Here is a 26,479-nt window from a genome sequence, read left to right on the forward strand (position 1 = left end):
TTGTTTTGGCAACATTATGGACAGGTGGTAAGATTTACACAATGGCTCAGGTTGGTGAAACAGTGGATGCAGTCCTTGTTGAAGATGGAAAAATTGTGGCGACAGGCTCAGTGGAGAGCTTGTCGCCACTAGCTGCTTCTATCCAACATTTAGAGGGCAATATCATGTTTCCAGGCTTTGTCGACAGTCATTTACATATTATTGGCTACGGGGAAAAGCTCAAGCATCTTGATGTATCGGCGGTTACGAGTAAAGAGGCATTACTTGTGAAACTTCAGGAGCGAATGGCTGAGGCGTCAGCACATGAATGGGTCATTGCGATTGGACTAAATGAAAACCAATTTGTGGAGCCCATTTTCCCGACCTTAGCGGAGCTAGATGCCCTTGGAGATGCTCATTTAATCATTAAACGGAGCTGTCATCATTTGATCCTAGCCAATTCCAAGGCACTCGCTTTTGCAGGAATTACAAATAGGACTCCTTCGCCAGAGGGGGGTGTCATTGACAAAGTAGATGGTCAGCTCACAGGGATACTAAAGGATGCAGCATTGTATTTAATTGTTAACCAGATGCCACATATTACACCTGCGTATATTGAGGATGCACTGACAAAGGCGGTGACCTCATTGCAATCCTATGGTTTAGTAGGGGGACATTCAGAGGATTTAAGCTATTATGGACCGCCAGGCCAGCCGATTCAGGCTTATCGCAAAATAGTAGAGGTACAGCAATCCTTTAAGGTGCATTTATTACAGCATCATACAGTCTTTGAAGAGGTTGCGAAGATGGATTTAGCTTCCTCACCATTTTTGGAGTTTGGTGCGATGAAAATTTTTATTGATGGAGCCTTTGGAGGTCGTACGGCTGCACTACGTCAGCCTTACTGTGATGATCCGGACAATGCAGGGATGCTTATTCATACAACTGAGCAATTAACAAGCTATGTTCAGCTGGCACGTCAATATGGACAAACCGTTGCCGTGCATGTCATTGGCGATTTAGCAATAGACACGATTTTAGACGTTTTTGCGGCATATCCTCCTCAGGAAGGTCAGCTTGATCGCGTGATTCACTGTAGCTTAGTCGATGAGGAACTTTTAGCCAAGCTAGCTGCATTACCAGTGGCAGTGGATATGCAGCCGCAGTTTGTACAGGGAGAATACCAAGCAGAGCTATCGAGACTTGGGGAGGAGCGCGCACAGGGCTTACATCCTTTAAAGTCTCTTCTTGACAGAGGGCTGATTGTCGCAGGCGGCAGTGATGCTCCGATTGAAGTGCCAAACCCGTTGTATGGTATTTATGCGGCTGTCACTAGAAGAAATTTTGGGGAGACACATGATGGCTATAACCCTCATGAGAAAATTTCCCGATTTGAGGCAGTCCGTTTGTACACAGTAGGGGCGGCTGAAATCATTGGACAGCAATTTATGCGTGGCAAAATTGCAGAAGGCTTTGCAGCAGACTTTACGATTTTACAAGAGGACGTTTTTACAGTAGAGATGGAGCAGCTTCCACACATTCAAGTCGCATGCACGGTTGTGAATGGTCAGATAGTATATGAAAATCGCTGAGAAGGTTATCCTTCACAGCGATTTTTTTTATGGGACTATTGTTTGTCAGCTAGTTGTTTTACTTGTTGTTCTAAGGTCGACACACGTTTTGATAAGTCCTCTACTTGCTGTTGCATGGTTGGTGGAGGAGACACAGGGGCAGTGGATTTCATTTTTTTGATCATATGGATCATCACGAAAAAGATTGCTAGAAACATACATAAAAGAACGGTTGTACTAATGATATCACCAAGGTTGAATTTCATGTTTGCGCTCCTTTCTGTAGTGGGTATCTAGTTATATACAGGGTGACATGTTAAAAAGTTTCAAAAAAATGGTGAATGTCACGATTAATACAAAAATTGACACCTACTTTGGTGTAGAGGAGTGCTATTTTATTGGCTTTGAGGAATGGGCCATAGCAGTCAAAACATACGTTAGTAGTGAGCGATTTTAACAGCATGATAGGGGTGAGTATGTGCACAAGGCAGGACAAGTAATGCGACAGGCTGTCCATAATATTTATGTTTATCGATTCGATTATGTACAGGTTTTCGCATTAATTAGAATCTTTCAGTTTTTATTAATGATCCCTGTAACCTCTATCGTCTTGAAGCTCATGCTACGAGTAACTGGGTTTACACATATTACTGAGCAAAATTGGCAAAGCTTTGTGACGCATCCCTTTGTGATGATAATGATTTGTCTATTAATTTTGCTGTTTTTATTATTTGTATATTATGAGATGGGCTTTCTATTTCTCATGGCCTTTCATCAGCAACGAGGACTTCGCTACCGATTTCTTCCTTTATGGCAACAATTAAATCGCAAGGTTGTTTATTTTTTTAGTGTGCAAGTTTTATTTCTCATCGTCTATCTAGCGCTATTAATGCCACTAGCTTCCTTTATGCTACCCCTTACATTGACTCAATCCATCTCCCTACCACATTTTCTAACTGAAGAAATCATGAGTAGTCGAGCGGGTAGGCTAGCATATGCTGTGGTGGCAAGCAGCATTGTGATGATAGGCATTCGAAGTATCTTAACGTTACCTATCTTTACAATCCAGCCGCACATCTCTATTTTGCGTTCTTTTAAGCAAAGCTGGCGATTTTCCAAGCGTGGATTATTTGAACTAGTCGTGCTATTAGCTATGCTTTTAACAGGTCATCTGTTGATGATGCTTGGTATAACAGTGGTCGCTACGTTTCCACTCTATTTAATTGAACGTTTAATACCAAGTGCAGCCTTGATTACGGCTGGGCTGACACTAGCCTTTTTAGAAATAGTCTTTGTGGTGCTATTTAGTTTATTGCAGGCGATGTTTTCACAAGTTATGGTCGCCATTACGTATAATACGCCAGTGATGGGCAAAATCAGCGCTACTACACATCGGAAGCGGCGCTATAAGCCATTGCTGTTGATCAGTGGCATTGTGTTTCTCGTATTAAGTATGATGAATATCAATTCCTTAGAGAAAAGTGTCTATGCCCCAGATACCAAAATTATTGCCCACCGAGGCTATGTAGCAGGTAATGTAGAAAATACAATTAGTGGATTGGTGAGTGCAGCCAATGCGGGGGCAGATTTAATTGAAATCGATATTCAACAAACTGTGGATGGGGAATTCGTTGTCTTCCATGATCGAACATTACGAAGGTTAGCAGGTAAAAATGGTGTCATTGCGAATATGACCCTGAGCGAACTAAAAACGTTAACCATTCATCAAAATGGCTTTAGCGATAAAATTGCTTCATTAGATGATTGTATTGAAATTGCCAAAGCGTTAGATGTGGCGCTACTAATCGAATTAAAGGTGCATGGTCAGGAAACAGAAGATGTTTTACCTAAATTAGTAGAGAAGCTACGAAAATACAAGGTGCTAGATTCCTACTATGTGCAATCCGCTGATGGACAAAAAATGACACAATTAAAAAAATTGGTGCCGAATTTGCGCGTCGGTATTGTCTATGCACTCAATATTGGACCAATGGAGGAAAATGTTGATTTTATCGCACTGGAGGAATCCTGGGTAACGGAGCAGCTTATCGAAGAATTGAAGCAACATCCGACCGATTTATTTGTTTGGACACTCAATGACGATCGCTCCCTACAAACCTTCATCGAAAAGAATGTCAGCGGCGTCATCACCGACCATCCTGACGTCGCCCGCGAACTAAGAACTCAGCAAGGCGAAAACCAATATTTCTTACAACGCATCCTGAATCGGCTGAGATTTATCTTTTGATGGGGGAAGAATAAAATCGCAAAGAAGCGAATATCCGCGAAGAGAAGGTAGATACCCGCGAAAGCAAAGCTCTAGCCATAAAAATGGAGACAGTTTGTAACCTTTTTCTTTTGTATACGACTACTTTATTGAATTCGGGAAAATGAAGGAGATGCTTTTTGTATGAAAATGACGAAGGTCGTACCATTTGCTATGTCAGCATTATTATTAGGGGGCGCGATTGGAGCTCCAACTGCATCAGCGAACGAAGGGGAACCTACTGTGATTAACGCAGAAACTTCAGTGCAACAAGTGCAGCCTATTTTTATTAAAGTGACAGGTACTGTTGAAAACGTAGAAGTACGTGAAAATGCCACATACTATACAGTGGTGGATGGTGACAATACAAATATTGTGATTGCCAATAAAGACTCATTAGTTTTCGACAATATGGGAAAAGAAGCCAAGCTTCAAAAAGGAAATAAGGTCTCAGCTTACTCTTATGCCAAGAAGCCGATGCTTGCGATTTATCCACCACAATACAACCCAGAAGTAATCATTGTAGAAACAGAAGAAATGGGTAGCGTGGAAGTAGATTTCTTCAATAAAGATTTAGTGGATACTGAAAATAACCTTAAGTTAAATGTTGGGGAAGACACGAAGCTAGCAAGTGCTACTGGCAAAGATGTGAAAGTGGGCGATTTAAAAGAGCAGCATTTAGTGGTGTTCTACACAATCGCAACGATGAGCATCCCTGCTCAAACACCGCCATCAAAAGTGATCGTATTAGATACAATTGAGAAGGAAGAGCCTGTTGAAGTGGATCCAGCTCCAACACCAGAACCAGCTCCAGTTGATTCAGCGGTTCAAGAAATTATCAATAAAGACTTTTACGAAGTAGATGGGACAAAAATGGTGCCGCTACGCTTAATCGCTGAAAAGCTAGGCTTTAAAGTAGAAGTAACGCCAAAAGGTGCCATTGTTTCAAAAGGAGCCCTTTCGTATACAATTACACGAGGTCAAAAAGAATATGGTTATAATAAAGCGCTTCGCCAATTTAAAGTAGCCCCTGCTTTATTAGAATCCGGCAAAACATATGTACCTGTTGAATTTGTAGAGGAATTAACAAAATAATCTCGTCATCTCCCTTTATGGTTTCTACCATGAAGGGGGATTTTTTATGGGAAAAAATAGTTGTAGAAAAATATTTTGAAAAAGGTTTAGAGAGCATTATGAGACAACTGAAATTGGTTTTTTGTGGCGTTTTCATTTTACGCTTAAGAGAAATAAGTGGCTTTAGAGAGAAAAAATCATACAGAAAATAAGATTCAGAGTATTGACAATTATTAAACTATTATTTAAAATTCAAAACAAATCCACATAAATACAGAAATAAAGTGTTGGATTTGTGGATTTTGTTGGATTTAACTTTGTGTTTGGAGTGATGATGTATGTCTCTTTCGTTTGAGGAACGTAAAAAAGTGATTTTAGATATTTTAGATTTAGAAGGAAAAGTGAAGGTAAGTGATGCAGAGCAGCTATTAAATGTATCAGGCGAGACTATACGTAGAGATATGGATCGATTGGAGAAGGAAGGGCTTCTACACAAAGTCTATGGGGGGGCTGTGAAGGCAAAGGAAAAGTATGAGAGGACCTTTGAACAGAAAACGTCACTTAACAATATAGAGAAGAGAAGGATTTGTAAGGCTGCTGCAAGTATTGTGGAAGACGGTGATGTTATCTTTATCGGTCATGGTACAACAGCCTATGAAATCGTTCGTTATTTAGGTGATAAGCCCAACGTCATTGTCGTCACAAATTCACTCCCAGTTTTATCATTAGCCGCAGAATGCTTTCAAGGGAAGGTGCTCTTTGCGGGAGGAGAATATGAACATCGACAAAAATTTATGGGAGGTCCATTAGCTGATTTATTTTTTAATCAACTAAAGGCAAATAAAGCCTTTGTTGCTGCAGGTGGGATTTCGTTAGCTGATGGTATTACCGACTATGATATTACGGGCGCAGCGATTTCAAAGAAATTAATAGAGCGGGCAGAAAATACGATTATTTTAGCAGACCATACGAAATTTGGTGTCTCTACATTTGCGCATATTTGTCATTTAGAGGACATTTCGATGGTGATTACAGATCAAAAGAGCTCCACACAATGGCAGGAACGATTACAGCAGAAAAAAGTGGAATTATTCATTGCAGGTGAAATGTTGGATGACGTCAATGTATAGGAAGGTGGAAACTATGGACTATTTTGCAAATAAACAGGCAACCTTACAAAAATCAATTGACTGGTGGAATCCAGGAAAAACGAAACAGTGGCAAATCGATGGTGTTGATGTCGTTATCGGGAAACGAGAGGGCTATTATTTTTACGATGTGGATGGCAAAAAATTAATGAATGCGCATCTCAATGGCGGAACATATAACCTTGGCCATCGTAATCCAGAAGTCATTGCTGCATTAGTGGAAGGAACCAATTATTTTGACATTGGTAATCATCATTTTCCATCTACTGCACGTGCACAGTTAGCTGAAAAATTAGCAGCCTGCACACCAGAAGGCTTAACATATTCTATTTTCTCTAGTGGTGGAAGTGAAGCAATTGATGTTGCCCTAAAGTGTGCGCGTTATGCTACAAAACGTAAGAAAACGATTTCCATTAAAAATGGATATCATGGGCACACAGGTCTTGCAGTTTCGCTTGGCAATGAACGCTATTCAAAACCGTTTTTAAGTGAGGGCAGTCCACATGAATTTGTGCACGTGCCATTCAATGATCTGGCGGCAATGGAACGTGAACTTGCTAGAGGGGATGTAGCAAGCGTAATTATCGAGACCATCCCTGCGACATATGGTTTCCCCTTGCCCACTGCTAATTACTTGGCTGATGTCAAGTCACTTTGTGAACGATACGGAACATTATATATTGCAGATGAGGTGCAAACGGGCTTAATGAGAACAGGTAAACTGTGGGGTATTGAGCACTATGGTGTGAAACCAGATATTCTGGTGACAGCAAAGGGTCTAAGTGGCGGTATTTATCCAATTGCAGCTACAGTAGTCAATGAACGAGCAGGCGGCTGGATGGAAGAAGATGGACTAGCCCATATTTCTACATTTGGTGGAGCAGAACTTGGTTGTGTAGTGGCGATGAAAGTATTAGAAATCTCCCAACGTCCTGAAGTAGTAAAGAATGTAGAATATGTTGCTCGTTATCTACGAAGTGGCTTAGAGCGTATTCAACAACAATATCCAGATTTCTTTGTGGGCATTCGTCAGCTTGGCGTTGTTATGGGCCTAGAGTTTAATCATCCTGAAGGGGCTAAATATGTGATGAGCTCCTTGTACAAACATGGGGTATGGGCTATTTATTCAATGCTGGATACACGTGTGTTGCAATTTAAGCCAGGACTATTATGTGATAAAGCGTACTGTGATGAATTGCTTGAAAAATGTGAGGCGGGCATTAAAGAAGCAGCGCAGCTTGTAAAATTTGCACGCTATTAAAGGAAAGAAAGCTTATCAATTTAGTAAACAGGGGGTTTTCTAGATGGGTCAAATGGATTTCATAGATTTAGAATTGGTCCTTTCCAACTTTCATCAAGCAGCAAATAATGCATTAAAGGAGTTTAGTTGTTTACTAGAAGCATCATGTAAAATGATTGATTATTCCGAAAATGCAACGTATCTCGTAGAAGATGGGCAGGGCAAAAAATATATTCTGAGGATCAGCCGACCAAATTACCATAAAAAAGAGGAAATCGAAGCGGAGATTGCCTGGTTAAACTCGCTCCATGAGCAATCTCCTATTGATGTATCATTACCGATGCGAGCAGATGACGGTGACTACGTACATGCTCATTCGTATAATGACACGATCTATTATAGCACATTATTTACATTTTTGGAGGGTACTGCTCCTGATGAGAATAATGAAGATGATTTAATTCAGCAATTTGAAACATTAGGCGAAATAACAGCCATGTTTCATAAACATACAATCGAGCAGCATGATTATTACCAAGCCTTTCAGCGCATGACATGGGATTATGATACGATTCTAGGTCAATCTCCGAAATGGGCGAGATGGCAGGATGGACTTGGAATGACCCCTGCACGAATCGCTTTATATGAGGAAGCATCACATATCATTCAAAAGAAGCTTGAGGTATTTGGGAAAGATAAAACAAAATTTGGCCTTATCCATGCGGATCTACGCTTAGCTAATTTACTCATCTATGGGGATGAAATTAAAGTGATTGATTTTGATGATTGTGGTTTTGGTTGGTTTTTATATGATTTAGCCACATCAGTGAGCTTTATTGAGCATATGCCGTATCTTGATGAGTTGATTGCTTCATGGGTTAAGGGCTACTGCAAAATTCGATTATTAACAGACGAAGAAAAAGAGATGATCCCAACTTTTATATTAATGAGAAGACTACAGCTTATTTCGTGGATTGGAAGTCGAGATAATGAGACAACGCGCTTACTTGGTGAAAATTACACGCTTCAGAGTGATGATTTAGTGAAAGCCTATGTAGAAAAGTATCAAGACTGTAACAACTAAATAACGATAAAAGGTGGCGAATAACATGTCTTCGAAAAAGGATGAAATCATCGTATTAAAGAAAGCCCTTACACCCATCCATTTATGGACAATTGGCGTCGGCATTGTGATTTCTGGTAACTACTTTGGCTGGAATTTTGGTTTAAGTCAATCTGGTTTTTTAGGAATGCTCATTGCGACACTATTTATGGCGATTATGTATTTAACGATGACCTTAGGTATTTCTGAATTATCGACGATGTTACCTTATGCAGGAGGCCCTTACTCCTTTGCTCGACGGGCGATGGGTCGTTATATCGGTTTTATTACAGGGGTTGGTGTCGTGCTGCAATATGTCATTGCCGCACCAATTATCGCGATTGGTATTGGAGGTTATATTAGCTTTTTATTTCCAGCCGTACCGACAGTTGTGGCAGCTGCCTTTATGTATGCTCTGTTCATGGGTGTTCACATTATGGGCATTAAAGAATATGCCACAATTGAAATGGTGCTTGTCTTTATCGCGTTAGGGTTATTAGTATTAATGTATTTCGTTGGATTGCCGCAAATTAATGTAGGGCATTTATTCCCTGAGAGTGGTGATCTTATACCAGGTGGATTTAAAGGTATCTGGTCAGCATTGCCCTATGCGATGTGGCTATTCCTAGCAATCGAGATGTTGCCTATGTTATCGGAGGAGACGAGAGATGTACAGAAGGACATGCCGAAGGGGTTAATTTCAGGTATGGTGACCTTGCTGATTTTATCCATTTTGACAACAACTGTTGCCATTGGGCTAGCAGGCATCGATGTTATGACGGTTGCTGAAGATCCGTTGCCAGCAGCGATTGCCGCTGTGTTTGGAAATACGTATTGGTTGGCGCAGATTTTAGCATCGGTTGGCTTAGTAGGACTAATCGCAAGCTTTTCGGGTGTGATTTTGGCTTACTCTCGTCAGGTCTATGCTTTATCACGTGCAGGCTATTTGCCAAGCATGTTATCGAAGATGCATAAAAAGCGTCAGACACCATATATGGCTATTATTTTGCCAGGCTTTATCGGGTTAGTGTTAGTCATTTTATTTAATCCAGATGATTTAATTTTAATTTCTACATTTGGGGCATTAGTATCGTATATTACGATGAATTTATCGGTGTTGATTTTGCGTAAAAAAGAACCTCATTTAGTGCGTACCTTTAAGACACCACTGTATCCATTTACGCCTATTGTCTCACTTGTGCTAGCCGTCATTGCTATCTTTGCGAGCTTCTTTGCGAATTTGACTTTTTTCATCGTTTGTTTGGCTGTTTTTGCTGTGGCAACGATCTATTATTGGGTGTGGGCAAGACACCATATTAATGAAGATGCACCAGAGGAACGCTTTGCCAAGGACACTACGGTGCAGGTAGAGGTGCAAGTACCGGTATCGCCAATAGAGGCTATACGAGAATAAATAAAGGGATGGGTTTTCCTATGACAAAAGTGGAATGGGTCATTTTTGATAAGGATGGAACAATTATTGAAATGGATTCTTTATGGATTGCCTGGGCAAAAAATTTATATGTTAATTTAACAGAAAATTCAGACTTAAAAATCTGTTTTTCCTTACAAACTTTTTTAAGAAACATAGGGGTTAACGACAATGGAGCAACGATTGACCCAACGAGTCCTCTAGCCATTGGAAGTATACAAGAAGCTGAGACGATCGTGGCATTTTTACTCTATCAGCAGGGAATCCCATGGAGCAAAGGGGTAACACTGGCAAGAGCAGCTTCCAACTTAGCCACATCGCAGCAGGAAAATAGCAAGGTACAGGCATTACCAGGTATTCGTAATCTCTTAATAACCTTAAAAAATAAAGGGATGAAATTAGGGGTGATTACAGCTGATCAAACGGCACGAGCCAAATCACATTTACAACAGCTAGAGTTATTAGCTTTGTTTGATTTCGTTCTAGGAAGTGACCAAGCTACATCCAGTAAGCCCTTCCCAGACTTAGCATATGTGGCAGAGGAACAATTTCAAGTATCGCTTAAGAAAGCCGTGATGATTGGCGATTCGAATGCAGATATGCTCTTTGCTAAAAATGCTGGCATGTGCTTTTCAATTGGCATCATTCCTAGTGCCACATACCCAAAGGATTATTTACCTGATGCAACCGCAATTATTGAAGCGTATGACGAATCTGTTCTCACCATGCTAATCGAAAAGGAGTGAGCATATGGACAATCAGCTAATTGCCAAGATTACTGAATTGGTATTGGAAAAACTAACGCAAGGCTCTCAGCCTGAACAAGCTTCTAAAACGTTATCAAATGATGAATTACAGGAATGGCAATCATTTCGATTAATAAAAGAAAACCAACATCAGACGCTGCAAACAACTGAACCTGCTTATGAAGCATTATCTACGCATGAATTACAGCATTGGCAAAGTCTGCACCAGCAATCATCAGGCACTGTCTCAGTAGCTAATTCGAGCGACTTAATTGCCCTAAAAAAATTTACCTGACGGGAGGTTCGTCATATGGTGAGAGACCAAGATTTGGTTTCGATACAAGAGGCAAGAGACGGAATAGCAGCAGCTTCGATTGCGCAAAAAATGTATGCCAGCTTTACGCAAGAGCAGGTCGATCGAATTGTCGAGGCCATTGCCCAAGCTGCGTATAAACAGGCAGAAAATCTTGCTGTATTAGCTGTTACAGAAACAAAGATGGGCATTATTGAACATAAAAAAATAAAAAATGAGTTGGCTTCTCAAGGTGTCTATGAAGCCATTCGGCATGAAAAGACAATTGGCGTTATACACGAGGATAGGGTAGCAAGGCAGGTGGAAATTGCTTATCCATTCGGTGTTATTGCGGCAGTTACACCTGTCACGAACCCGACTGCTACAGCCATTTTTAAAACGCTAATTGCCTTAAAGGCGCAAAATGCCATTGTCTTTAGTCCTCATCCAACAGCAGTCAACTGCACCATCGAGGCATTGAAAATTTGTCAGCAGGCAGCGGTTCATGCAGGAGCACCAGAGGGACTTATTCAATGGATTAGCCATCCAACAATAAAAGGAACAGAGGAATTAATGCATCATCGTGATGTACAGCTCATTCTAGCAACTGGTGGAGCAGGGCTTGTCAAAGCTGCCTATAGCTCAGGGAAACCAGCCTATGGTGTTGGCCCTGGGAATGTTCCTGTCTATATTGATCGCACAGCACATGTGAACGAGGCAATGAAGCAAATTATCGATAGTAAATCATTTGATAATAGTACGATCTGTGCCACAGAGCAAGCTATTGTCGTGCATCAGGAGGTAAAAGCGCAGGTGATGGCCGCGTTAGCAGAAAATGGGGCCATCCTTCTTAGTGGGCAGGACAAGGAAAAATTAGCAAAGGTGATTTCACCAGTAGCTCGTACATTAAATAGCCAAATTGTTGGGAAGCCAGCAACCGTAATTGCCCAAATGGCCAATATTGATGTCCCTCGACATACACGCGTATTAGTGGCGGAGGAACAGGAGATTGGGAAGGAGTATCCATTTTCCATGGAAAAGCTTTCTCCCATCCTAGGTCTTTATACGGCTCGTTCGCAGGAAGAAGCCGTAAAGATTTGCCGTCGCTTGCTTGATGTTGGAGGGAGAGGACATAGCCTGGCTATTCATGCACAGGATGAACATTTTGTTAAGCAGTTTGCCGCTCAAATGCCCGTGTCCAGAATAGTAGTCAATACTTTAGCATCTGTTGGAGCTGCAGGCGGTACGACAAGTTTAACGCCTTCCTTTACATTGGGCTGTGGGGCCTATGGGGGAAATATTACGAGTGATAATATTTCTGCACATCATTTATTAAATAAAAAAAGAGTGGCCTATGGTGTGAAGGCACTAACGATTCCTCCCCCACAGCATCCACAAAATATACAGGCTCCAGCGATGCAAACAATTGAAGGGGTATCTATTGACAGGCTGACCATTGAAAAGGTTGTAGAGGAAGTACTCACAAAGCTAAGTAATTAGAGGAGGAAAAGGAAATGAGCGTAGAGATAAATGGAGCTTTAGGCATGATTGAAACAAGAGGATTAATCGGATCAATTGAGGCGGCAGATGCCATGGTAAAGGCAGCAAACGTCAATATTGTAGGGAAAGTCCATGTTGGTGGCGGTATTGTGACGGTGCTGGTGACAGGTGATGTCGGGGCAGTCAAGGCAGCGACGGATGCAGGCTCTGAGGCCGCACGTCGAGTAGGTGAGCTATTATCGGTACATGTTATTCCACGCCCTCATTCGGAATTATACGCAATTTTACCTAAGTGAAAAGTGAGGGAGTGTGATGACAAACAAGCAAATACATGCCACTGAAGTTACCAAACAAAGTATCCCGATTGCGATTTCTGCCCGTCATTGTCATGTTAATGAGGAGGATTTCTATTATTTATTTGGTAGAGAGGCAGCGTTACAGAGCTGGAAGGAACTTTCCCAGCCAGGTCAATTTGCATCACAGCATGTTCTAACGATAAAAGGACCCAAAGGCCAAATTGACAAGGTTCGGGTTTTAGGCCCATTTCGCAATGCAACCCAAATCGAAATCAGTCAAACGGATGCCATCAAGCTTGGCGTAACACCACCGATTCGTATGTCAGGCGACTTAGAAAAATCTGAATCGATTACATTGATTGGGCCTCAAGGAACTCTCCATAAAAAGCAAGGATTGATTATTGCCCAAGCACATATCCACATGGATATATCCGATGCTATTGCCTTCAATGTCCAAGATAAGGAAATCGTGACGGTAGAAATCTGTGGGGATGTACGTCAACTACGATTAATGAATGTGGTCATACGCGTCTCACCAGCATTCGTTCTTGAGATGCATGTAGATACAGATGAGGCGAATGCCGCCGCTCTTCAACAGTATTCAATTGGCAAGCTTATTAAAATGGAGTGACAGGTATGGATATAAAAGAATTACAGAGAATCATCGAAGAAGTAGTCACATCGATGATGGAAAAAAAGCATAAAAGACTTTTGCTTGTCCATTCTCATACGACCATTTCTAAGAAACAGGTGGACGTATTACAAAGCTATTGCCATGTTGAGGAGTGGCAGGCAAATGATACCATCAGTCCCACTCAGCTATTCTACGATGCTATTGTTTTTCTCGAAGTGGATCAAACATTTATCGTCAGCAGTGCCCAAGGCTTGCCTACTACACCGGCAGCCTTGTATCTGTCTGAGTTGCTGGTGAACAATCGAACAGCAATTTTAATTCCTAATGAAAAATTATCTGCTGTTATCACAGCAAAGGAACCGAATCCTTACATGAAAATGTTGTTGCATCATATAGAGCGCCTAAAGGAGTTTGGCTGTGACATTCAGTTATTTGCACAGCTTATTCGATTTTTAAAGCAGCAAGAGGAACCGACTCGTTCGACTATAGTGGCAAACTATTTGACAGCAGAGATGCTTCAATCGTACAAGGGACAACAGCTGACACTGCCTGCCCACACAAAACTTACGCCACTAGCACAAGAAATGATTCAGGAAAAAGGGATGACGATACAAAGATATTAGCAGGAGTGTTGTTACATGATGAAATCGATTGGTATTGTGGAGACAAGAGGGCTTGCGATTTCAATACAAATCGCAGATGCTATGCTCAAAGCAGCAGATATTCGAATACTTCGACAAGAAACCATCGATTTGGCTCTAGTAACCATTGCCATTGAAGGGGACACAGCGGCCATTCAGGAAGCGATAGCCATTGGTACGCAACTAGCTAAAGCAGCCAACCAATGGATTGCCTCTTCGACTATTTTAAGGCCAGATATTGCGGTGAATGGATTAGTAACAGAAATTGCGAAAAAGCCAAGTACTTAAAATGAAGAAAAGGAAAGGTGGAGGAACGAGTTGAAGGTCGATTTAACGGGGAAGGTTGTCATAGTTACTGGTGGTAGTAAAGGAATTGGGAAGGGGATTGCTACCGTATTTGCGGAACAGGGCGCTCATGTGGTGATTGCGGCAAGAGGTATGGAAGCTGCCACAGATGTAGCAAATCAATTACAAGCGCAAGGATACTCAGCTTCTGCTGCTACTGTTGATGTTGAAAACTATGAATCTGTTGAAAGCATGGCTACGGAGGTTGCTAGCTCCTTTGGTTCCATCGATATTTTATGTGCCAATGCTGGTATTTTTCCCTCCATGAAACTAGAGGACATGACGACTGCCCATTGGGATCAGGTATTAAATGTCAATGCCAGAGGAACGATGTTTGCTGTCAAAGCTTGCGTGCCCCATTTAAAGAAAGCGAATGCTGGCAGGGTCATTATTACCTCATCGATAACGGGTCCGGTGACTGGCTATGCTGGATGGACACATTATGCCGCAAGTAAGGCAGCTCAATTAGGGTTTATGCGGACTGCGGCTCTTGAATTAGCCCCTTATAATATTACGGTCAATGCCGTGTTACCAGGAAATATTGCAACAGAAGGCTTAGATGGTCTTGGTGAATCCTATCTACAAAAGATGGCGAAGGCGATTCCATTTGGGAGCCTTGGTCGTGTGGAGGATATAGCGTATGCTGCATTGTTCCTTAGTAGTAAGGAGGCAGGCTTTATTACGGGTCAATCGATCATTATTGATGGTGGCCAAACATTACCTGAGGATGCAGAGGCATTTTAAATGAAGGAGGGATACGAAATGAATTCAGGCGCATTAGGAATGATTGAAACAAAGGGCTTAGTGGGCTCTATTGAAGCGGCCGATGCAATGGTCAAGGCTGCCAATGTGAATATTGTTGGTAAAGTCCATGTGGGTGGCGGTATTGTCACGGTACTTGTTCGTGGGGATGTAGGGGCTGTGAAAGCCGCAACAGATGCAGGAGCAGCAGCTGCACAACGTGTTGGAGAGTTATTATCTGTACATGTCATTCCGCGACCACATGCAGAATTGGAAGCGATTTTAAAAGTGTAATAATGAGTGAGGTGGCTATATGAATGAACAAGCAATAATGCAAATTGTTAATGATGTCATAGCCGAATTACTACCTAAAAAAGAAGCAGCTCCTACATCAAATGAAATTCCTATAGGTATCTCTGCAAGGCATATTCATTTACAACAAGAGCATGTCGAGCAGCTATTTGGCAAAGGTGCTACGTTAAATGTGAAAAAAATGTTAGCTCAACCCGGCCAGTTTGCAGCACATGAAACGCTACAGGTGGTGGGACCAAAAGGAAGCATTCAAAATGTACGTGTATTAGGTCCAGCTCGCACCTTCACACAAATTGAAATTAGTCATACAGCTGCGATTGCCCTAGGAATTCAACCACCTTTGCGTGAATCGGGCGAAATTGCTGGCTCAGCTAGCTGTATCCTGGTAGGACCCAGGGGACGTTTGATTTTACAAGAAGGGGTCATTATCGCACAAGCACATATTCATATGGCACCTGCTGATGCACAGCAGTTAGGTGTTCAAAACGGTCAATATGTCTCCGTTAAGGTGCAAGGGCGACGTCCCATTACCTTTGAGCAAGTGAAAATTCGTGTGGCTGATCACTATCAATTAGAAATGCATATAGATACCGATGAAGCAAACGCAGGCTTCATCCAACAGGGCGAAACAGGTACAATTATAACAGGTAAGATGGCAGGAGAGCCTTACAATAATTTCGTCCGTCCTCCAATTGAAATTAAACAAAAGATTATAACGGCAAATGATGTAAGCCGTTATCAAGGTGAGACAGTGATAGTCCCCAAAGAGGCAAGGTTGACGGCACTGGCGAAGGAGGCCGTTGAAAAATTAGAAATTGAACTTCAGTTTCACGAAAAAGGATGAGGATGCATGCGGATAGGAACAGTGGTCGGAAATATCTGGGCAACACGTAAAGAGGAAGGGCTACAGGGATTGAAATTACTCATTATCCAGCCAATAAAGCTGGATGGTCAACTGAGTGATGAACAAATTGTTGCTGCAGATCGTATAGGTGCAGGTGTTGGGGATAATGTCATTTTAACAATGGGCAGTGCTGCCGTACGAAGTTTTTCTACGACCAGTATTTGTCCAATTGATGCCATTGTTGTTGGCATTATAGATGGCACAGATGAATCGTGAGGTGAACACAGTGACAGAAGCGATAGGAATGATCGAAACGTATGGCTTGATTGGCTCCATTGAGGCTGCGGACGCTATGCTAAAAGCAGCCAATGTCCAATTAGTGAAACAGGAGTTAGTAGACGGTGGTATCGTAACCATTATTGTGGAGGGAGATGTGGGTGCAGTACAGGCTGCGGTTGAGGCTGGCAAAGCGGCAGCAACGCGAACGAGCAAGCTACTAAGCGCACATGTAATTCCACGAGCAGCCAATGAAGTATTCACAGCGATTATTGATGAAAAACAAGCGACAAAAGCGACGGAGACAGCAGCCAAAAAAACAAGCGCTCGCCAGAAGCCTCAGCAAACAAAACTTGTCGAGGATGAGCAGGCAGATAAGTAATCGGCGATCTTTAGCAATGAATCTATGTCGTTAGGAGGGAGAGGCAGATGAGCTTTAGGCGACCGAAAATCGCCATCATTGGCGCTGGACATACAGGTGCAACCGTAGCGTTAATGGTCGCACAGAAACAGATCGGGGATATTGTGCTTATCGATTTACCAGATTTCGAAAATGCTGCGAAAGGGAAGGCACTAGATATTCTCCAAACTGGACCCATAGAAAGATTTAACGTACAGGTGACGGCTACTTCAAAGTATCATGAAATAGCTCATGCTGATATTGTGGTTATCACGGCAGGTATTGCAAGAAAGCCTGGCATGACACGACAGGATTTAATTCATACAAATGCGGCAATCGTCCGCACGGTAAGCGAGCAGATCAAACGTTATGCACCAACTAGCTATATTATCGTCTTAAGTAACCCTGTCGATGCCATGACCTTTGTTTGTCTGGAAACAACGGGTTTTCCCAAAAATCGTGTCATGGGACAATCAGGCGTTTTAGATACAGCGCGCTTTAATACCTTTATCGCACAAGCTCTTCAGCTTGCTGTCGAGGATATATCGAGCTTTGTCTTGGGTGGGCATGGGGATGAAATGGTGCCACTCGTTCGCTATACGTATGTCGGAGGAATACCACTAGAAAAATTAATGCCACATGCACAGATTGAGCAATTAGTGGAGCGAACGCGAAAAGGTGGAGGCGAAATTGTCGCCCTACTTGGCAATGGCAGTGCTTACTATGCCCCAGCCGCCGCCATTGTCCAAATGATTGAAGCGATTGTGAAGGATCAACGGAAAGTAATGCCCATCATTACGTATTTACAGGGCGAATATCAAGTAGACAATGCCTGCATCGGTGTCCCTGTTGTTTTAGGGGGAGCTGGTATTGAAAGTGTAATTGAATTGCATTTAAACGAAGAGGAACAGCAAGCATTTAATCATTCGGTTCACCAAGTTTATCAAACATTAGCCTATATCAAATGATGCAAGCGCATGACACCATCTAATAGTGGCATGTATTAGATGGTACTTTACATAGTTGAGGCACCTTACGATGTTGTAAAGGTGCTTTTTGTTGTGCAAAATTTTCTTTTAATGGAAGATCGTTTTCTGTACAATTAAAAAAGTTACTACTGATGCACAAAGGAGGATACGATGAAACAGGCACTCATCATTATCGATATACAGGAGGCTTTCTTTCTAGATGGCCAGCAAAATCTTTGGAACAGTGAAGCTATTATCAAAAATATTAATGCCTCCATTACATGGGCACGGTGCAACGAAGTCCCCGTTATTTTTATTCAGCATACAGACGTAGATGATGTGGATTTTGCATTAGGTCAACCAGGCTGGGAACTCTATCATGGATTACTTAGACAGGCGGAGGATCAAGTGATTCAAAAAACAACGTGGGACGCTTTCTATCAAACGGAGCTTGCAGCTTATTTACAAGCGCATCACATCGAGCAATTGATTTTCGCGGGTGCTCAAACAGAGTTTTGTCTTGATACAACAATCCGTAGTGCTTTTAGTCATGGCTACCATCATAATATTTTAATAGAAGATGCACATAGCACCTTAGATAGTAATGTACTGGCAGCACCACAAATTATTCAACATCACGAATCCGTTTGGCATAATCGTTTTGTGCGGATTCAGTCAATTGGAGGATTCCAACATGCTGATTGATCAGAAAGAGCTCCAGATAAAAGAGCTATCCTATACAATTCGTTGTGCCCGACGTGAAGATGCTCAAGCCTTATCGGATTTACGCTGGCAATTAGACGGTGAAACGGAAAACTTCGATCGTGAACAGGGTGAGGCATTGATTGATCGAGCAGGCTTTGAGCGGCTTATTCAACAGGATAGCGAAAGCTCAAAAAATTTATGTTTAGTAGCGGTTGTCGGTGATCGGATCGTTGGGTTCTCAAGATGTGAGGGCTCTCCACTCAAAAGGCTTGCCCATAAAGTAACCTTTGGTGTTGGAGTCAGTAAAGAGTTTTGGGGCTATGGCATCGGAAAAGCCTTGCTGCAAGAATCCATTGATTGGGCAGATGCCAATGGTATTCGCAAAATAGCACTAGAAGTGTTAGAAACCAATGAGAAAGCGATACAGCTCTATAAAAAAATGGGCTTTTTAGTGGAAGGCATTCTGAAAAATGATAAATGCCTTGCAGATGGCAGGTTCTATCACACGATCATTATGGGAAGATGGCAGGACTAGCAACGTAGAAGGAATTTGAAACAGTATGACAAATTTTATGTATATCTTTTGTTTAATTGTCTGGGGTCTTAATTTTATTGCAGTCAAGATTCAAGGAACGCCAGTCAGTTTAGAATTATCTTTAACCTATCGTATAGTCATGACAGCCCTTTTATTTTTCATCCTTGCTTGGTTCTTGAAACCTCAGGGTAAACCACAACAGCGCGATGTACCTTTTATCATCGTTTTTGGCGTTTGTAATTTTGCATTCAGCTATTTAGCGCTGTATTATGCGACGATATGGAGCTCGGCTGCGATTGTCACATTAATTTTTTCATTAAAAGTCATACTAACACCCATCGCTCTACGGATATTTCTCAAGGAGCCATTGCATCGTCGTGTTTTAATTGGCGGCATTTTAGGCGTCATTGGCGTGGGGGTGCTGATTTATCCATCTTTACATAATATGGAGTTAAAAGGCGTGTTAATTGCCTTCGTAGGGACTGTCCTGACAGCAATTGGGGATGCAAGCTCTGCCCGAAATGCCAAGCATCAAATCAACCCGATTTATGCGAATGCCATTGGTTTTGCAGTGGGCAGTGCAGTCATGTGTGCCATTGTTTGGCTACAGGGACAAACAGTCGTAATACCCAAATCCTTTACCTACTTATCGGCGCTCTTGTATTTAACGCTTATTGCATCCTTTTTCGCATGGTTATTTTACTTAAAACTAGTCGAACGAATTGGCGGGGCAAAAAGTGGCTATATGGTTGCATTATTCCCCGTGATTGGCGGTATTGCGTCTGTTGTCATCGGCGAATCGACACTCAGTATTTATTTAATTCTAGGCTGTCTGTTTAGCTGCATTGGAGCTGCGATTGCCTTAGGCTTTAAAATTAAGCCTATTTTACGATGAACGAAAACCCCTTTCCCTTCATAAACTAGAGAAGAACGCTTGAAAAGGGTGAGGGACAAAATGTCATTCGTTCCATTGAATGCGATGGGTATTAGGAGAGAAAAAGATGAGGATCACTGGGACATTGATCGCTGGGAAAATGATGGTGGTAGAAGTTTAGAGGCGTGAGGGAGACAGAAATTTGTCTCCCTTTAAATATTTTTGAAACCTTTTGATCAATTGCTCGTATGATAAGTAGACAAGTTTTCATTGTCAGCTATAAAAAAGGGAGAAATGATTTTTTTGAACCATTGAACAAAACGATTACTATTCATTATTTACGTGATTGTCATTGCGGATGCGTATTACACAACGCTCTATATTGAACCAAAAACACCGCCGCAACACCAAACCATCAAAGCAACAGCCATCACGGTAGACCAACTACGGTAGCAAGCCTCACAAAAAGAAGCGGACAGCCCGTCGCTTGAAGCCTTTTTCCTTCAAGCAATTTCTTCAAAGCGTGGCCCAAGAAATGGTGATGCAAGAAAATTTCGTAGAAGCACGAACCCAAAAGCGTATCTATTTACACGATCAACAGCTACGTTGCTGACACCCTGTACATTTACAGGGTTTTTTTAATAGGAGGAGCAAAATATGAGTATGGTAATCTATATAGGCTTCAATTTTCCAGTTGAAATACAGGATGATTATTCAGAAAAAGAAGTTGACATAAATTATTTTTTCTCAGTAGAAGAGAATCGCCAAATTGTACAGGCAAAGCATTTTACAACACCCTATGTATATGAAATCGAAACAAAGGGAGAGCCCATTTGGCAAATGCATAACGAGAATAAAGTGTCTTCCCCACATAACTATGAAAAAGCCAAAAAAACTTTTCTTCATGTTTGTGACTTTCTAAAGAATTTCCTTCCCAATGGAGATTATTGCGAAATCTACATTTGCTGGATAGGAGAAGAAGGGGAGGACCATGAGAAAAAATTCGAACTTTCGTTAGACCAACTGCCAGTAGAAGAGGTAGAAATCGATGAGAAATGTTTGATGATGTTGAGAAACTAAAACCTTCAAACAGAAAAAAGATTGAAGCAATAAGCCTCAATCTTTTTTCTGTTTGCTAGGAAGCTGATAGCCCTCTAAGTCTGGAATAAATTCTTGTGGATCAATCGGCACATTCACTTCAAGCCTTTCTGGATGAACATAGCTTGTCAGCTCACCATTTTGGTCATATGTTTCACTTTTAACGAGAATGCCAGTATCTTTATCCACCCAAAAACGAAACGCTTCTGTCGTGCCTTTTAAATTTTCACTATTTGTCACCGTTTCATCCATTTTCCCAGCTAATACGATTGTATTATGACCTAACAACGCTTCATTTTGTTTTTCAATCTCCCAATGTTCCATATTTCTTAAATAACTAGCTGCTTTCTCATAAGCGAACAACGACATACTTGAACTTCCAAATGAAGGTCTTTCTCTCAATTTATTAGATGAAATAGGCGGATATTTCAAGTCTATACTAAAAGCTTGCTCAGGAGTAACTATGTCTCGTTTTGATTTCTGTTTCGTTTCACTAACTGTAGAAACTTTTTGTCCATTAAGTGCTGTATATTTTAACCAGCTCTTTCTGTTGTTATAATAATACTCCTGTGTATCGTTCTTGATTCCCGTCGTGTTATCATCTAAAGCGATTATTTTTTCATAGCCTCCAATTTCTTTTTTGGTACTTATTTTATAAGTAACACCTAATGTTCTAGTGGAACCGTCTTGAGAAATTTTATGTTCTTCAAATTTTCCAGCTGCAGAGTGAAAATAATCGATCGAATTTAATAATTTACTCACGACTTCCTCTTTCGTCATATCCCCATAAAATTCTTCTTGGATCGGGGGATGATAAAGAGAAGTTTCCATTGTAGGTTCGTGTGAACGGTCTCCCTTAGCAACTGGTTGTTCTGTCAGCTCCGTGACCATAAAATAGCTAGCCCCTATAAGAAAAAAAACAATGACAGCTATAGGTAACAAATGATTGAAAATGGATTGAAATTGGGGCTGTTTCTTGTGACCTTTTCGAAGCCTCTGCCTTACTTTTTCTTTATGTTTCTCATTAAAATGAATGTCCTTGAATGCCGTGTCATCCAATGCCTTGCCTATATTTTTAAACATATCATTCATTTATCTTGCACCCTTCCATTGATTTTTTGAGCAAAAGGCGAGCCCTATGAAGTCGAGACTTAATGGTTTGTAAACGCAAATCTAACAAATCAGCTATTTGGTTATAGGACAGCTCTTCATAATAATATAAAATAATAAGTTCTCTGTACCGTATTGGTAGAGCAAGAATCTTTTCAGAAAGTAATCGTTTATCCTCCTGTCCGACTAATTCCAACTCAGGGGATTGACTAGTACTCTTAATTTTTGAGAAAAATTCTGTCAGAACAATATTTCTATAAGACCAGCTTTTTAATTTATCTTTACATAGATTGACAGTAATTCGATATAACCATGTTTTATAGGAAGATTCATTCCTGAAATTATCTAAATGTTCATAGCACTTTATAAACACTTCTTGCGCAATATCTTCCGAAAGCTGCTTGTGCTTTATATACGTAAAGGCAAGACGTGCTATGTCATCTCCGTATGCCTTCATCAACCATTCAAGCCTCTCCTCCTTACTACATTCACTGCTAACTTCTATTGATGTTCTCACATGTTCAAGCATCCTCCACACCCTTTCAATTATTAGACGGAGTTGGTGCTATTTGGTTGTAATCAATTTACTATAATAACGAGTGATTTGTAATAGCAGTAAAAGAGAGTATGAGTGGTTTTTATGTTATTATTCAATAGTAAAATGCTAATAAATGGTGAAAAAGGGGAGTAGTATGCATACACAATTCGAATTTACGGTTTTTCCTCAATTGGAAACAGAACGTTTTATTTTACGAAAAGGGATAATGGATGATGCCCAAGATATTTTAAGTCTTTATTCTAATGAAAATGTAGTGAGATACCTGCCATTACCATTGTTTGCTTCAGTTGAAGATGCTATTGATGAAATCAATTGGTATGAGAAAATCTTCAAAGAACAAAAAGGCTTAAGATGGGTAATCGAGGAAATTCAGACCAACAAGGCGATTGGCACATGTGGCTATTTGAATTATGAAAAAGAGCATCATCGTATAGAAATTGGCTATGATTTAAATCCTGACTATTGGGGGAAGGGTGTGATGCAAGAGGCTTTAAGCGCGATCATCCACTTTGCCTTTACATCCATGGGAATCAATAAAATCGAAGCAAAAATAGAGCCAGAAAACACAGCATCTATCAAACTATTGGAAAAATTAAACTTTACTCAAGAGGGCCTTTTGAGGCAACATGAATTTGAAAAAGGGAAGTATGTGGATCTGGCTATCTTTTCCCTATTGAAAAGTGAATTTTAGGTGGTTAGAAAAGTCGCACTCATTATGAGGGGTGGCTTTTTTTACTGCGAGATACATAGAAAATCAGCCATATTTCACGTATTTATTAAATGGAAAATATTATAAAATTAACTAATGTAAGGTATTATTATAATTAATGGCTAACCTTCTAAGGAGTGAGAGAGATGAAGCTCATAAAAGTTGTATTGACAGGACTATTGATTAGTGGATTGTTAACAGGTTGTATCGAGGAAGAAGAAACGAAAGGTGTACAGGTAAAAACTGAGGTAACGACAATCAAACAAGTAGCAGCAGTAAACCCTTCGAAAATCTGGAAGGATGTTTCAACCCCTGAAGGCTTCAATAACTATGGAATTGAACCAACGTTGGAAGCATGGATTGCCTTTCATGCCCAAGATATTAATAGAACAACAGACGTAGACGAATATTACCCAAGGGCAGATCGTCTCACGAAGGAAATGATTTATTTTAGGGTTCAAGGGGAAGACCTTCAAAAGGATTTTGAAAATTTAAATGTACTGCAGATTTTGATGGGACATCTGGATTATGTGATATCGGTAGAGAAACAGCAAGGTCTAGATACAGCTGAGTTCTATGGAGAATTAACTAAGTGTTTTACGTATTTCACTGAATTACTTCACGATCTCAACGTAATCATCAATAACGATGGCAAGGGTGAAACATATGGGCTCACACACCAATTAGACGGGAGCAAGGTGGACGAACTCGAAAAACTTCTTTATTCAGAGGCTGGTAAGGAATAAAAGTAAAATAGATTTATTTACTATAAAGAAAAATATCAGGGGGAATATTTTTGAATAATAAACAACTAATCCCTACAAATGAAATTAATGAAGAGTTTGAGGCTATTTTAGTAGAAAATGATAGTATTGCGCATTGTGAGATTCATTTAAAAAACGGCACGATCAAAAACAAACAACAACTAAACACCCGCTATGACGAGTTTGCTTTGGATACTGTGAATAATGAATTTTGTTTTAGTCTAAAAGATAAAAATAGCATAAATTTTCATAGAATTAATCTTCAAACATTCAGTCAAATAAATGCGGTAACATTAAATTTATACAATTATTTTTCCTCTGAAGAACTCAAGGATGAAAGCTATTATTCCAAGTTAATTTACCTTAATCATCAATATTTGTTGTATTTTATTTCGAAAAGAGAAATGAACTATGGACATCCTTTTTATCAATGTATTTTTTTAGTAAACACTTCAACAGGAGAGATAAAACGATTAAGTCCTTTACTTCCAAATGGAGATAATTTACTTAGATTAGATACCTCCAAAAACATCTATCTAAGCAATCATAATCACTTATTACTGTTAAAAACCGGGAGAATTAGACCCTTTGAAAAGCAATCAATGTATAAAAATGTAGATATTGAAAATCCTTATCATGACCACCTTGAATCTATTTATTTAATGAAGGTTTCATCTTTAATTGATCAACAAAATTTTAATAATGCAACATTGATATCTTTATTAAATTATTCAGGTGCTTCTGAAAAATTGCTATATGAGAACAATATTCTATCATACGTAGTATCTGATTTTACTAACAATACTAAAGAATTAATAAAACATGATTTGTTAAAAGGAGATGTTTCAAAATTTCTAGATGACCAATTAATACGAGATCATTTAAATGATGAATTTGAAATATTACCAAGCTACTATTATTATATTTCAAAATTATCTAAACAAGAAAAAAGTGATACATTTAATCTAATTGACGATGAATTGTCTTTTAATGTAAAGCTGGATGAGATAAGCGGAGAGAATTTTAATTTGTTATAAGCATCTGTAATGGAGGATGGATTACATAGGAGGATGAATAAACCACTCTCCGATGAAGTGACTGAATAGGATAGATACAATTATTTTCATTAGGAAGCTGTTTGGCATGGATTCGATATCCTATAGGGATTCATGTCTTTTAATTTTGCTTTCATCCATGCTATTTGGCTGAAGTGGTGAATGGAAATAGTTATCCAAATGAAAGAGTTAAGAGGTATTATTACATTACAAAGCAGATTAGTGGAAGTAAGATCTGAGAGGGCATGTGTATGAAGCGTTTAATTATTGGCATTGTCATAAGTTGGTTGATTTTATTGACCATGTGGTTTTTTACTACAGGATCGCCAAGTTAGGGTTTAATTAGATTATTAAGCTAGCGAGGTAGGTTAGTGAAAAATTTATCTATTAGAAAGACGAGGGTAATAAAATGAAATATTTTACTAAAGAATGGCATGAACTGTGTCAAAAAAATAATCTCCATCTGCATTTAGAGGAAGAAAAGCAAGCTGAAACATTCTCCGAAGAATATTTTCAACAGCTTTACGACTTTGAATTAAATAGTTGGCTTACTTTACAGGAAGAAGCTAATTTAATATTAAAATCTAATGAAACAGCAAACAAAGGTGAAGATAATCACTATGAACCTTTTAATAAAGAGAAGGGAATAGAACAATTCCATGATATTTTCATACATAATCTTATGTATTTAAAAAAGCAATTACCAAAAACAATAGTACAACAGATTGCAGATATAAGGGTGTTTGCTTTAGATAAGGCAACTCGTAATGTAATAAATGCTGTAACTCAACTTTGCGAGGAAAATAAAAGAATTGTAACTACAGTAATTGAAGATTATAAAAGATATATAAAAGAAAACGCAACATTACTGGATATAGAAATTGATGGGGATTTTAGTTTCCATGATTGTAAAATTATAAAATCAATCAAGAATGATCAATCCTTAAATTTACTCCTTGATAACAACGGGAGTTATACAAATATAGATGAGGTCATATTTGAAAATTTTAATATGATCAAACAGGATGATTTGTTAGAAGATGCATGGTGGCTGTATGAGGAAATATATAAAGTGAATGACAAATATGAATTTCACGTTTTGCTACTAAATGAAACGATGGATTTAATTGATTTTATTATATCAGCTGAACAAATTTCCTTTATAAGTAATAAAAATAATCTTTTATCGTAAACTGAGGCGTTTTTAAAAAAGCCAACCCATGTTGGGGGGTCTTAATTTGTTTATGTATGATTGATTTATTA

At 39.9% G+C, this 26,479-nt stretch carries 31 protein-coding genes; 28 read left to right on the forward strand and 3 right to left on the reverse strand.

What is annotated here, in order from left to right; genetic code table 11:
• Window positions 1-5: 5 nt before the first annotated feature.
• The gene (locus JIN86_RS10175; RefSeq protein ID WP_202341853.1) at window positions 6-1,571 is read left to right on the forward strand and encodes an amidohydrolase; all 1,566 of its coding nucleotides are present in this window, start codon (window positions 6-8) and stop codon (window positions 1,569-1,571) included.
• 35 nt (window positions 1,572-1,606) lie between these two features.
• Here the strand turns inward: JIN86_RS10175 and JIN86_RS10180 are convergent, their stop codons facing one another.
• Window positions 1,607-1,816, reverse strand: coding sequence for a hypothetical protein (locus tag JIN86_RS10180; RefSeq protein WP_004229027.1), 210 nt, complete (start codon window positions 1,814-1,816; stop codon window positions 1,607-1,609).
• A 212-nt stretch (window positions 1,817-2,028) separates the two neighbouring features.
• Here JIN86_RS10180 and JIN86_RS10185 point away from each other — a divergent pair, with 212 nt between their 5' ends.
• The 23 genes from JIN86_RS10185 to JIN86_RS10295 all read left to right on the forward strand — a co-directional run bounded on the left by JIN86_RS10185 (window position 2,029) and on the right by JIN86_RS10295 (window position 21,001).
• Window positions 2,029-3,798, forward strand: coding sequence for a glycerophosphoryl diester phosphodiesterase membrane domain-containing protein (locus tag JIN86_RS10185; protein ID WP_202341854.1), 1,770 nt, complete (start codon window positions 2,029-2,031; stop codon window positions 3,796-3,798).
• Window positions 3,799-3,960: 162 nt separating this feature from the next.
• A complete protein-coding gene (locus JIN86_RS10190) occupies window positions 3,961-4,911 on the forward strand; it encodes a stalk domain-containing protein (protein WP_202341855.1) in 951 nt (316 codons plus the stop codon).
• Between the two features lie 317 nt (window positions 4,912-5,228).
• The gene (locus JIN86_RS10195; RefSeq protein WP_202341856.1) at window positions 5,229-6,020 is read left to right on the forward strand and encodes a DeoR/GlpR family DNA-binding transcription regulator; all 792 of its coding nucleotides are present in this window, start codon (window positions 5,229-5,231) and stop codon (window positions 6,018-6,020) included.
• 13 nt (window positions 6,021-6,033) lie between these two features.
• The gene (locus JIN86_RS10200; RefSeq protein WP_202341857.1) at window positions 6,034-7,299 is read left to right on the forward strand and encodes a class-III pyridoxal-phosphate-dependent aminotransferase; all 1,266 of its coding nucleotides are present in this window, start codon (window positions 6,034-6,036) and stop codon (window positions 7,297-7,299) included.
• A 43-nt stretch (window positions 7,300-7,342) separates the two neighbouring features.
• Window positions 7,343-8,362, forward strand: a complete 1,020-nt coding sequence (locus JIN86_RS10205) for a phosphotransferase enzyme family protein (protein WP_202341858.1) — start codon at window positions 7,343-7,345, stop codon at window positions 8,360-8,362.
• Window positions 8,363-8,387: 25 nt separating this feature from the next.
• Window positions 8,388-9,794 (forward strand): ethanolamine permease, encoded by a 1,407-nt coding sequence (gene eat / locus JIN86_RS10210; protein WP_202341859.1) that lies wholly within the window; start codon window positions 8,388-8,390, stop codon window positions 9,792-9,794.
• Between the two features lie 20 nt (window positions 9,795-9,814).
• A complete protein-coding gene (locus JIN86_RS10215) occupies window positions 9,815-10,558 on the forward strand; it encodes an HAD family hydrolase (RefSeq protein ID WP_103117885.1) in 744 nt (247 codons plus the stop codon).
• Between the two features lie 4 nt (window positions 10,559-10,562).
• The gene (locus tag JIN86_RS10220; RefSeq protein ID WP_202341860.1) at window positions 10,563-10,853 is read left to right on the forward strand and encodes a hypothetical protein; all 291 of its coding nucleotides are present in this window, start codon (window positions 10,563-10,565) and stop codon (window positions 10,851-10,853) included.
• 15 nt (window positions 10,854-10,868) lie between these two features.
• The gene (locus tag JIN86_RS10225; protein WP_202341861.1) at window positions 10,869-12,350 is read left to right on the forward strand and encodes an aldehyde dehydrogenase family protein; all 1,482 of its coding nucleotides are present in this window, start codon (window positions 10,869-10,871) and stop codon (window positions 12,348-12,350) included.
• A gap of 14 nt (window positions 12,351-12,364) precedes the next feature.
• Window positions 12,365-12,646: a BMC domain-containing protein gene (locus JIN86_RS10230; protein WP_004229005.1), complete on the forward strand. Its 282-nt coding sequence runs from the start codon at window positions 12,365-12,367 to the stop codon at window positions 12,644-12,646.
• Window positions 12,647-12,662: 16 nt separating this feature from the next.
• Complete coding sequence (gene pduL, locus JIN86_RS10235; protein WP_202341862.1) at window positions 12,663-13,277, forward strand: phosphate propanoyltransferase; 615 nt, start codon at window positions 12,663-12,665, stop codon at window positions 13,275-13,277.
• A 5-nt stretch (window positions 13,278-13,282) separates the two neighbouring features.
• Window positions 13,283-13,903: a hypothetical protein gene (locus tag JIN86_RS10240; RefSeq protein ID WP_004229001.1), complete on the forward strand. Its 621-nt coding sequence runs from the start codon at window positions 13,283-13,285 to the stop codon at window positions 13,901-13,903.
• A 15-nt stretch (window positions 13,904-13,918) separates the two neighbouring features.
• The gene (locus JIN86_RS10245) at window positions 13,919-14,209 is read left to right on the forward strand and encodes a BMC domain-containing protein (protein WP_004228999.1); all 291 of its coding nucleotides are present in this window, start codon (window positions 13,919-13,921) and stop codon (window positions 14,207-14,209) included.
• 30 nt (window positions 14,210-14,239) lie between these two features.
• Window positions 14,240-15,010 (forward strand): 3-oxoacyl-ACP reductase FabG, encoded by a 771-nt coding sequence (gene fabG / locus JIN86_RS10250; protein ID WP_202341863.1) that lies wholly within the window; start codon window positions 14,240-14,242, stop codon window positions 15,008-15,010.
• Between the two features lie 18 nt (window positions 15,011-15,028).
• Window positions 15,029-15,301, forward strand: a complete 273-nt coding sequence (locus JIN86_RS10255; RefSeq protein WP_004228994.1) for a BMC domain-containing protein — start codon at window positions 15,029-15,031, stop codon at window positions 15,299-15,301.
• Window positions 15,302-15,320: 19 nt separating this feature from the next.
• Window positions 15,321-16,163 (forward strand): phosphate propanoyltransferase, encoded by an 843-nt coding sequence (pduL, locus tag JIN86_RS10260; RefSeq protein ID WP_202341864.1) that lies wholly within the window; start codon window positions 15,321-15,323, stop codon window positions 16,161-16,163.
• A 6-nt stretch (window positions 16,164-16,169) separates the two neighbouring features.
• Window positions 16,170-16,439 carry a EutN/CcmL family microcompartment protein gene (locus tag JIN86_RS10265; RefSeq protein ID WP_004228986.1) on the forward strand — a complete coding sequence of 90 codons (270 nt, stop codon included), beginning with the start codon at window positions 16,170-16,172 and terminating at the stop codon, window positions 16,437-16,439.
• Window positions 16,429-16,821, forward strand: coding sequence for a BMC domain-containing protein (locus JIN86_RS10270; protein ID WP_004228984.1), 393 nt, complete (start codon window positions 16,429-16,431; stop codon window positions 16,819-16,821). The genes JIN86_RS10265 and JIN86_RS10270 overlap by 11 nt, the downstream gene beginning before the upstream one ends.
• 47 nt (window positions 16,822-16,868) lie before the next feature.
• Complete coding sequence (mdh, locus tag JIN86_RS10275; RefSeq protein WP_202341865.1) at window positions 16,869-17,807, forward strand: malate dehydrogenase; 939 nt, start codon at window positions 16,869-16,871, stop codon at window positions 17,805-17,807.
• A 171-nt stretch (window positions 17,808-17,978) separates the two neighbouring features.
• On the forward strand, window positions 17,979-18,512 hold the full coding sequence (locus JIN86_RS10280; protein WP_202341866.1) for a cysteine hydrolase family protein: 534 nt from the start codon (window positions 17,979-17,981) through the stop codon (window positions 18,510-18,512).
• The gene (locus tag JIN86_RS10285; RefSeq protein ID WP_202341867.1) at window positions 18,502-19,047 is read left to right on the forward strand and encodes a GNAT family N-acetyltransferase; all 546 of its coding nucleotides are present in this window, start codon (window positions 18,502-18,504) and stop codon (window positions 19,045-19,047) included. Before JIN86_RS10280 ends, JIN86_RS10285 begins: the two co-directional genes overlap by 11 nt.
• Before the next feature lie 25 nt (window positions 19,048-19,072).
• Entirely contained in the window at window positions 19,073-19,942 is an 870-nt protein-coding gene (locus tag JIN86_RS10290) for a DMT family transporter (protein WP_202341868.1), read from the forward strand.
• Window positions 19,943-20,578: 636 nt separating this feature from the next.
• Window positions 20,579-21,001 carry a hypothetical protein gene (locus JIN86_RS10295; RefSeq protein WP_202341869.1) on the forward strand — a complete coding sequence of 141 codons (423 nt, stop codon included), beginning with the start codon at window positions 20,579-20,581 and terminating at the stop codon, window positions 20,999-21,001.
• Between the two features lie 36 nt (window positions 21,002-21,037).
• Here JIN86_RS10295 and JIN86_RS10300 read toward each other — a convergent pair whose 3' ends face one another.
• Both JIN86_RS10300 and JIN86_RS10305 read right to left on the reverse strand, forming a co-directional pair.
• A complete protein-coding gene (locus tag JIN86_RS10300; protein WP_202341870.1) occupies window positions 21,038-22,111 on the reverse strand; it encodes a hypothetical protein in 1,074 nt (357 codons plus the stop codon).
• Window positions 22,104-22,658, reverse strand: a complete 555-nt coding sequence (locus JIN86_RS10305) for a sigma-70 family RNA polymerase sigma factor (protein ID WP_202341871.1) — start codon at window positions 22,656-22,658, stop codon at window positions 22,104-22,106. The genes JIN86_RS10300 and JIN86_RS10305 overlap by 8 nt, the downstream gene beginning before the upstream one ends.
• Before the next feature lie 163 nt (window positions 22,659-22,821).
• Between JIN86_RS10305 and JIN86_RS10310 the strand changes: the two genes are divergently transcribed.
• The 4 genes from JIN86_RS10310 (at window position 22,822) to JIN86_RS10325 (ending at window position 26,408) form a co-directional block, all read left to right on the forward strand.
• A complete protein-coding gene (locus JIN86_RS10310; protein ID WP_202341872.1) occupies window positions 22,822-23,379 on the forward strand; it encodes a GNAT family N-acetyltransferase in 558 nt (185 codons plus the stop codon).
• A gap of 164 nt (window positions 23,380-23,543) precedes the next feature.
• Window positions 23,544-24,143 (forward strand): hypothetical protein, encoded by a 600-nt coding sequence (locus JIN86_RS10315; RefSeq protein WP_009370959.1) that lies wholly within the window; start codon window positions 23,544-23,546, stop codon window positions 24,141-24,143.
• A gap of 50 nt (window positions 24,144-24,193) precedes the next feature.
• On the forward strand, window positions 24,194-25,198 hold the full coding sequence (locus JIN86_RS10320; protein ID WP_202341873.1) for a hypothetical protein: 1,005 nt from the start codon (window positions 24,194-24,196) through the stop codon (window positions 25,196-25,198).
• A 427-nt stretch (window positions 25,199-25,625) separates the two neighbouring features.
• Window positions 25,626-26,408 carry a DUF4085 family protein gene (locus JIN86_RS10325; protein ID WP_009370962.1) on the forward strand — a complete coding sequence of 261 codons (783 nt, stop codon included), beginning with the start codon at window positions 25,626-25,628 and terminating at the stop codon, window positions 26,406-26,408.
• Window positions 26,409-26,479 lie beyond the last annotated feature (71 nt).

This window comes from Lysinibacillus sp. HST-98 (assembly GCF_016757845.1).
GTDB classification, from domain to species: domain Bacteria; phylum Bacillota; class Bacilli; order Bacillales_A; family Planococcaceae; genus Lysinibacillus; species Lysinibacillus capsici.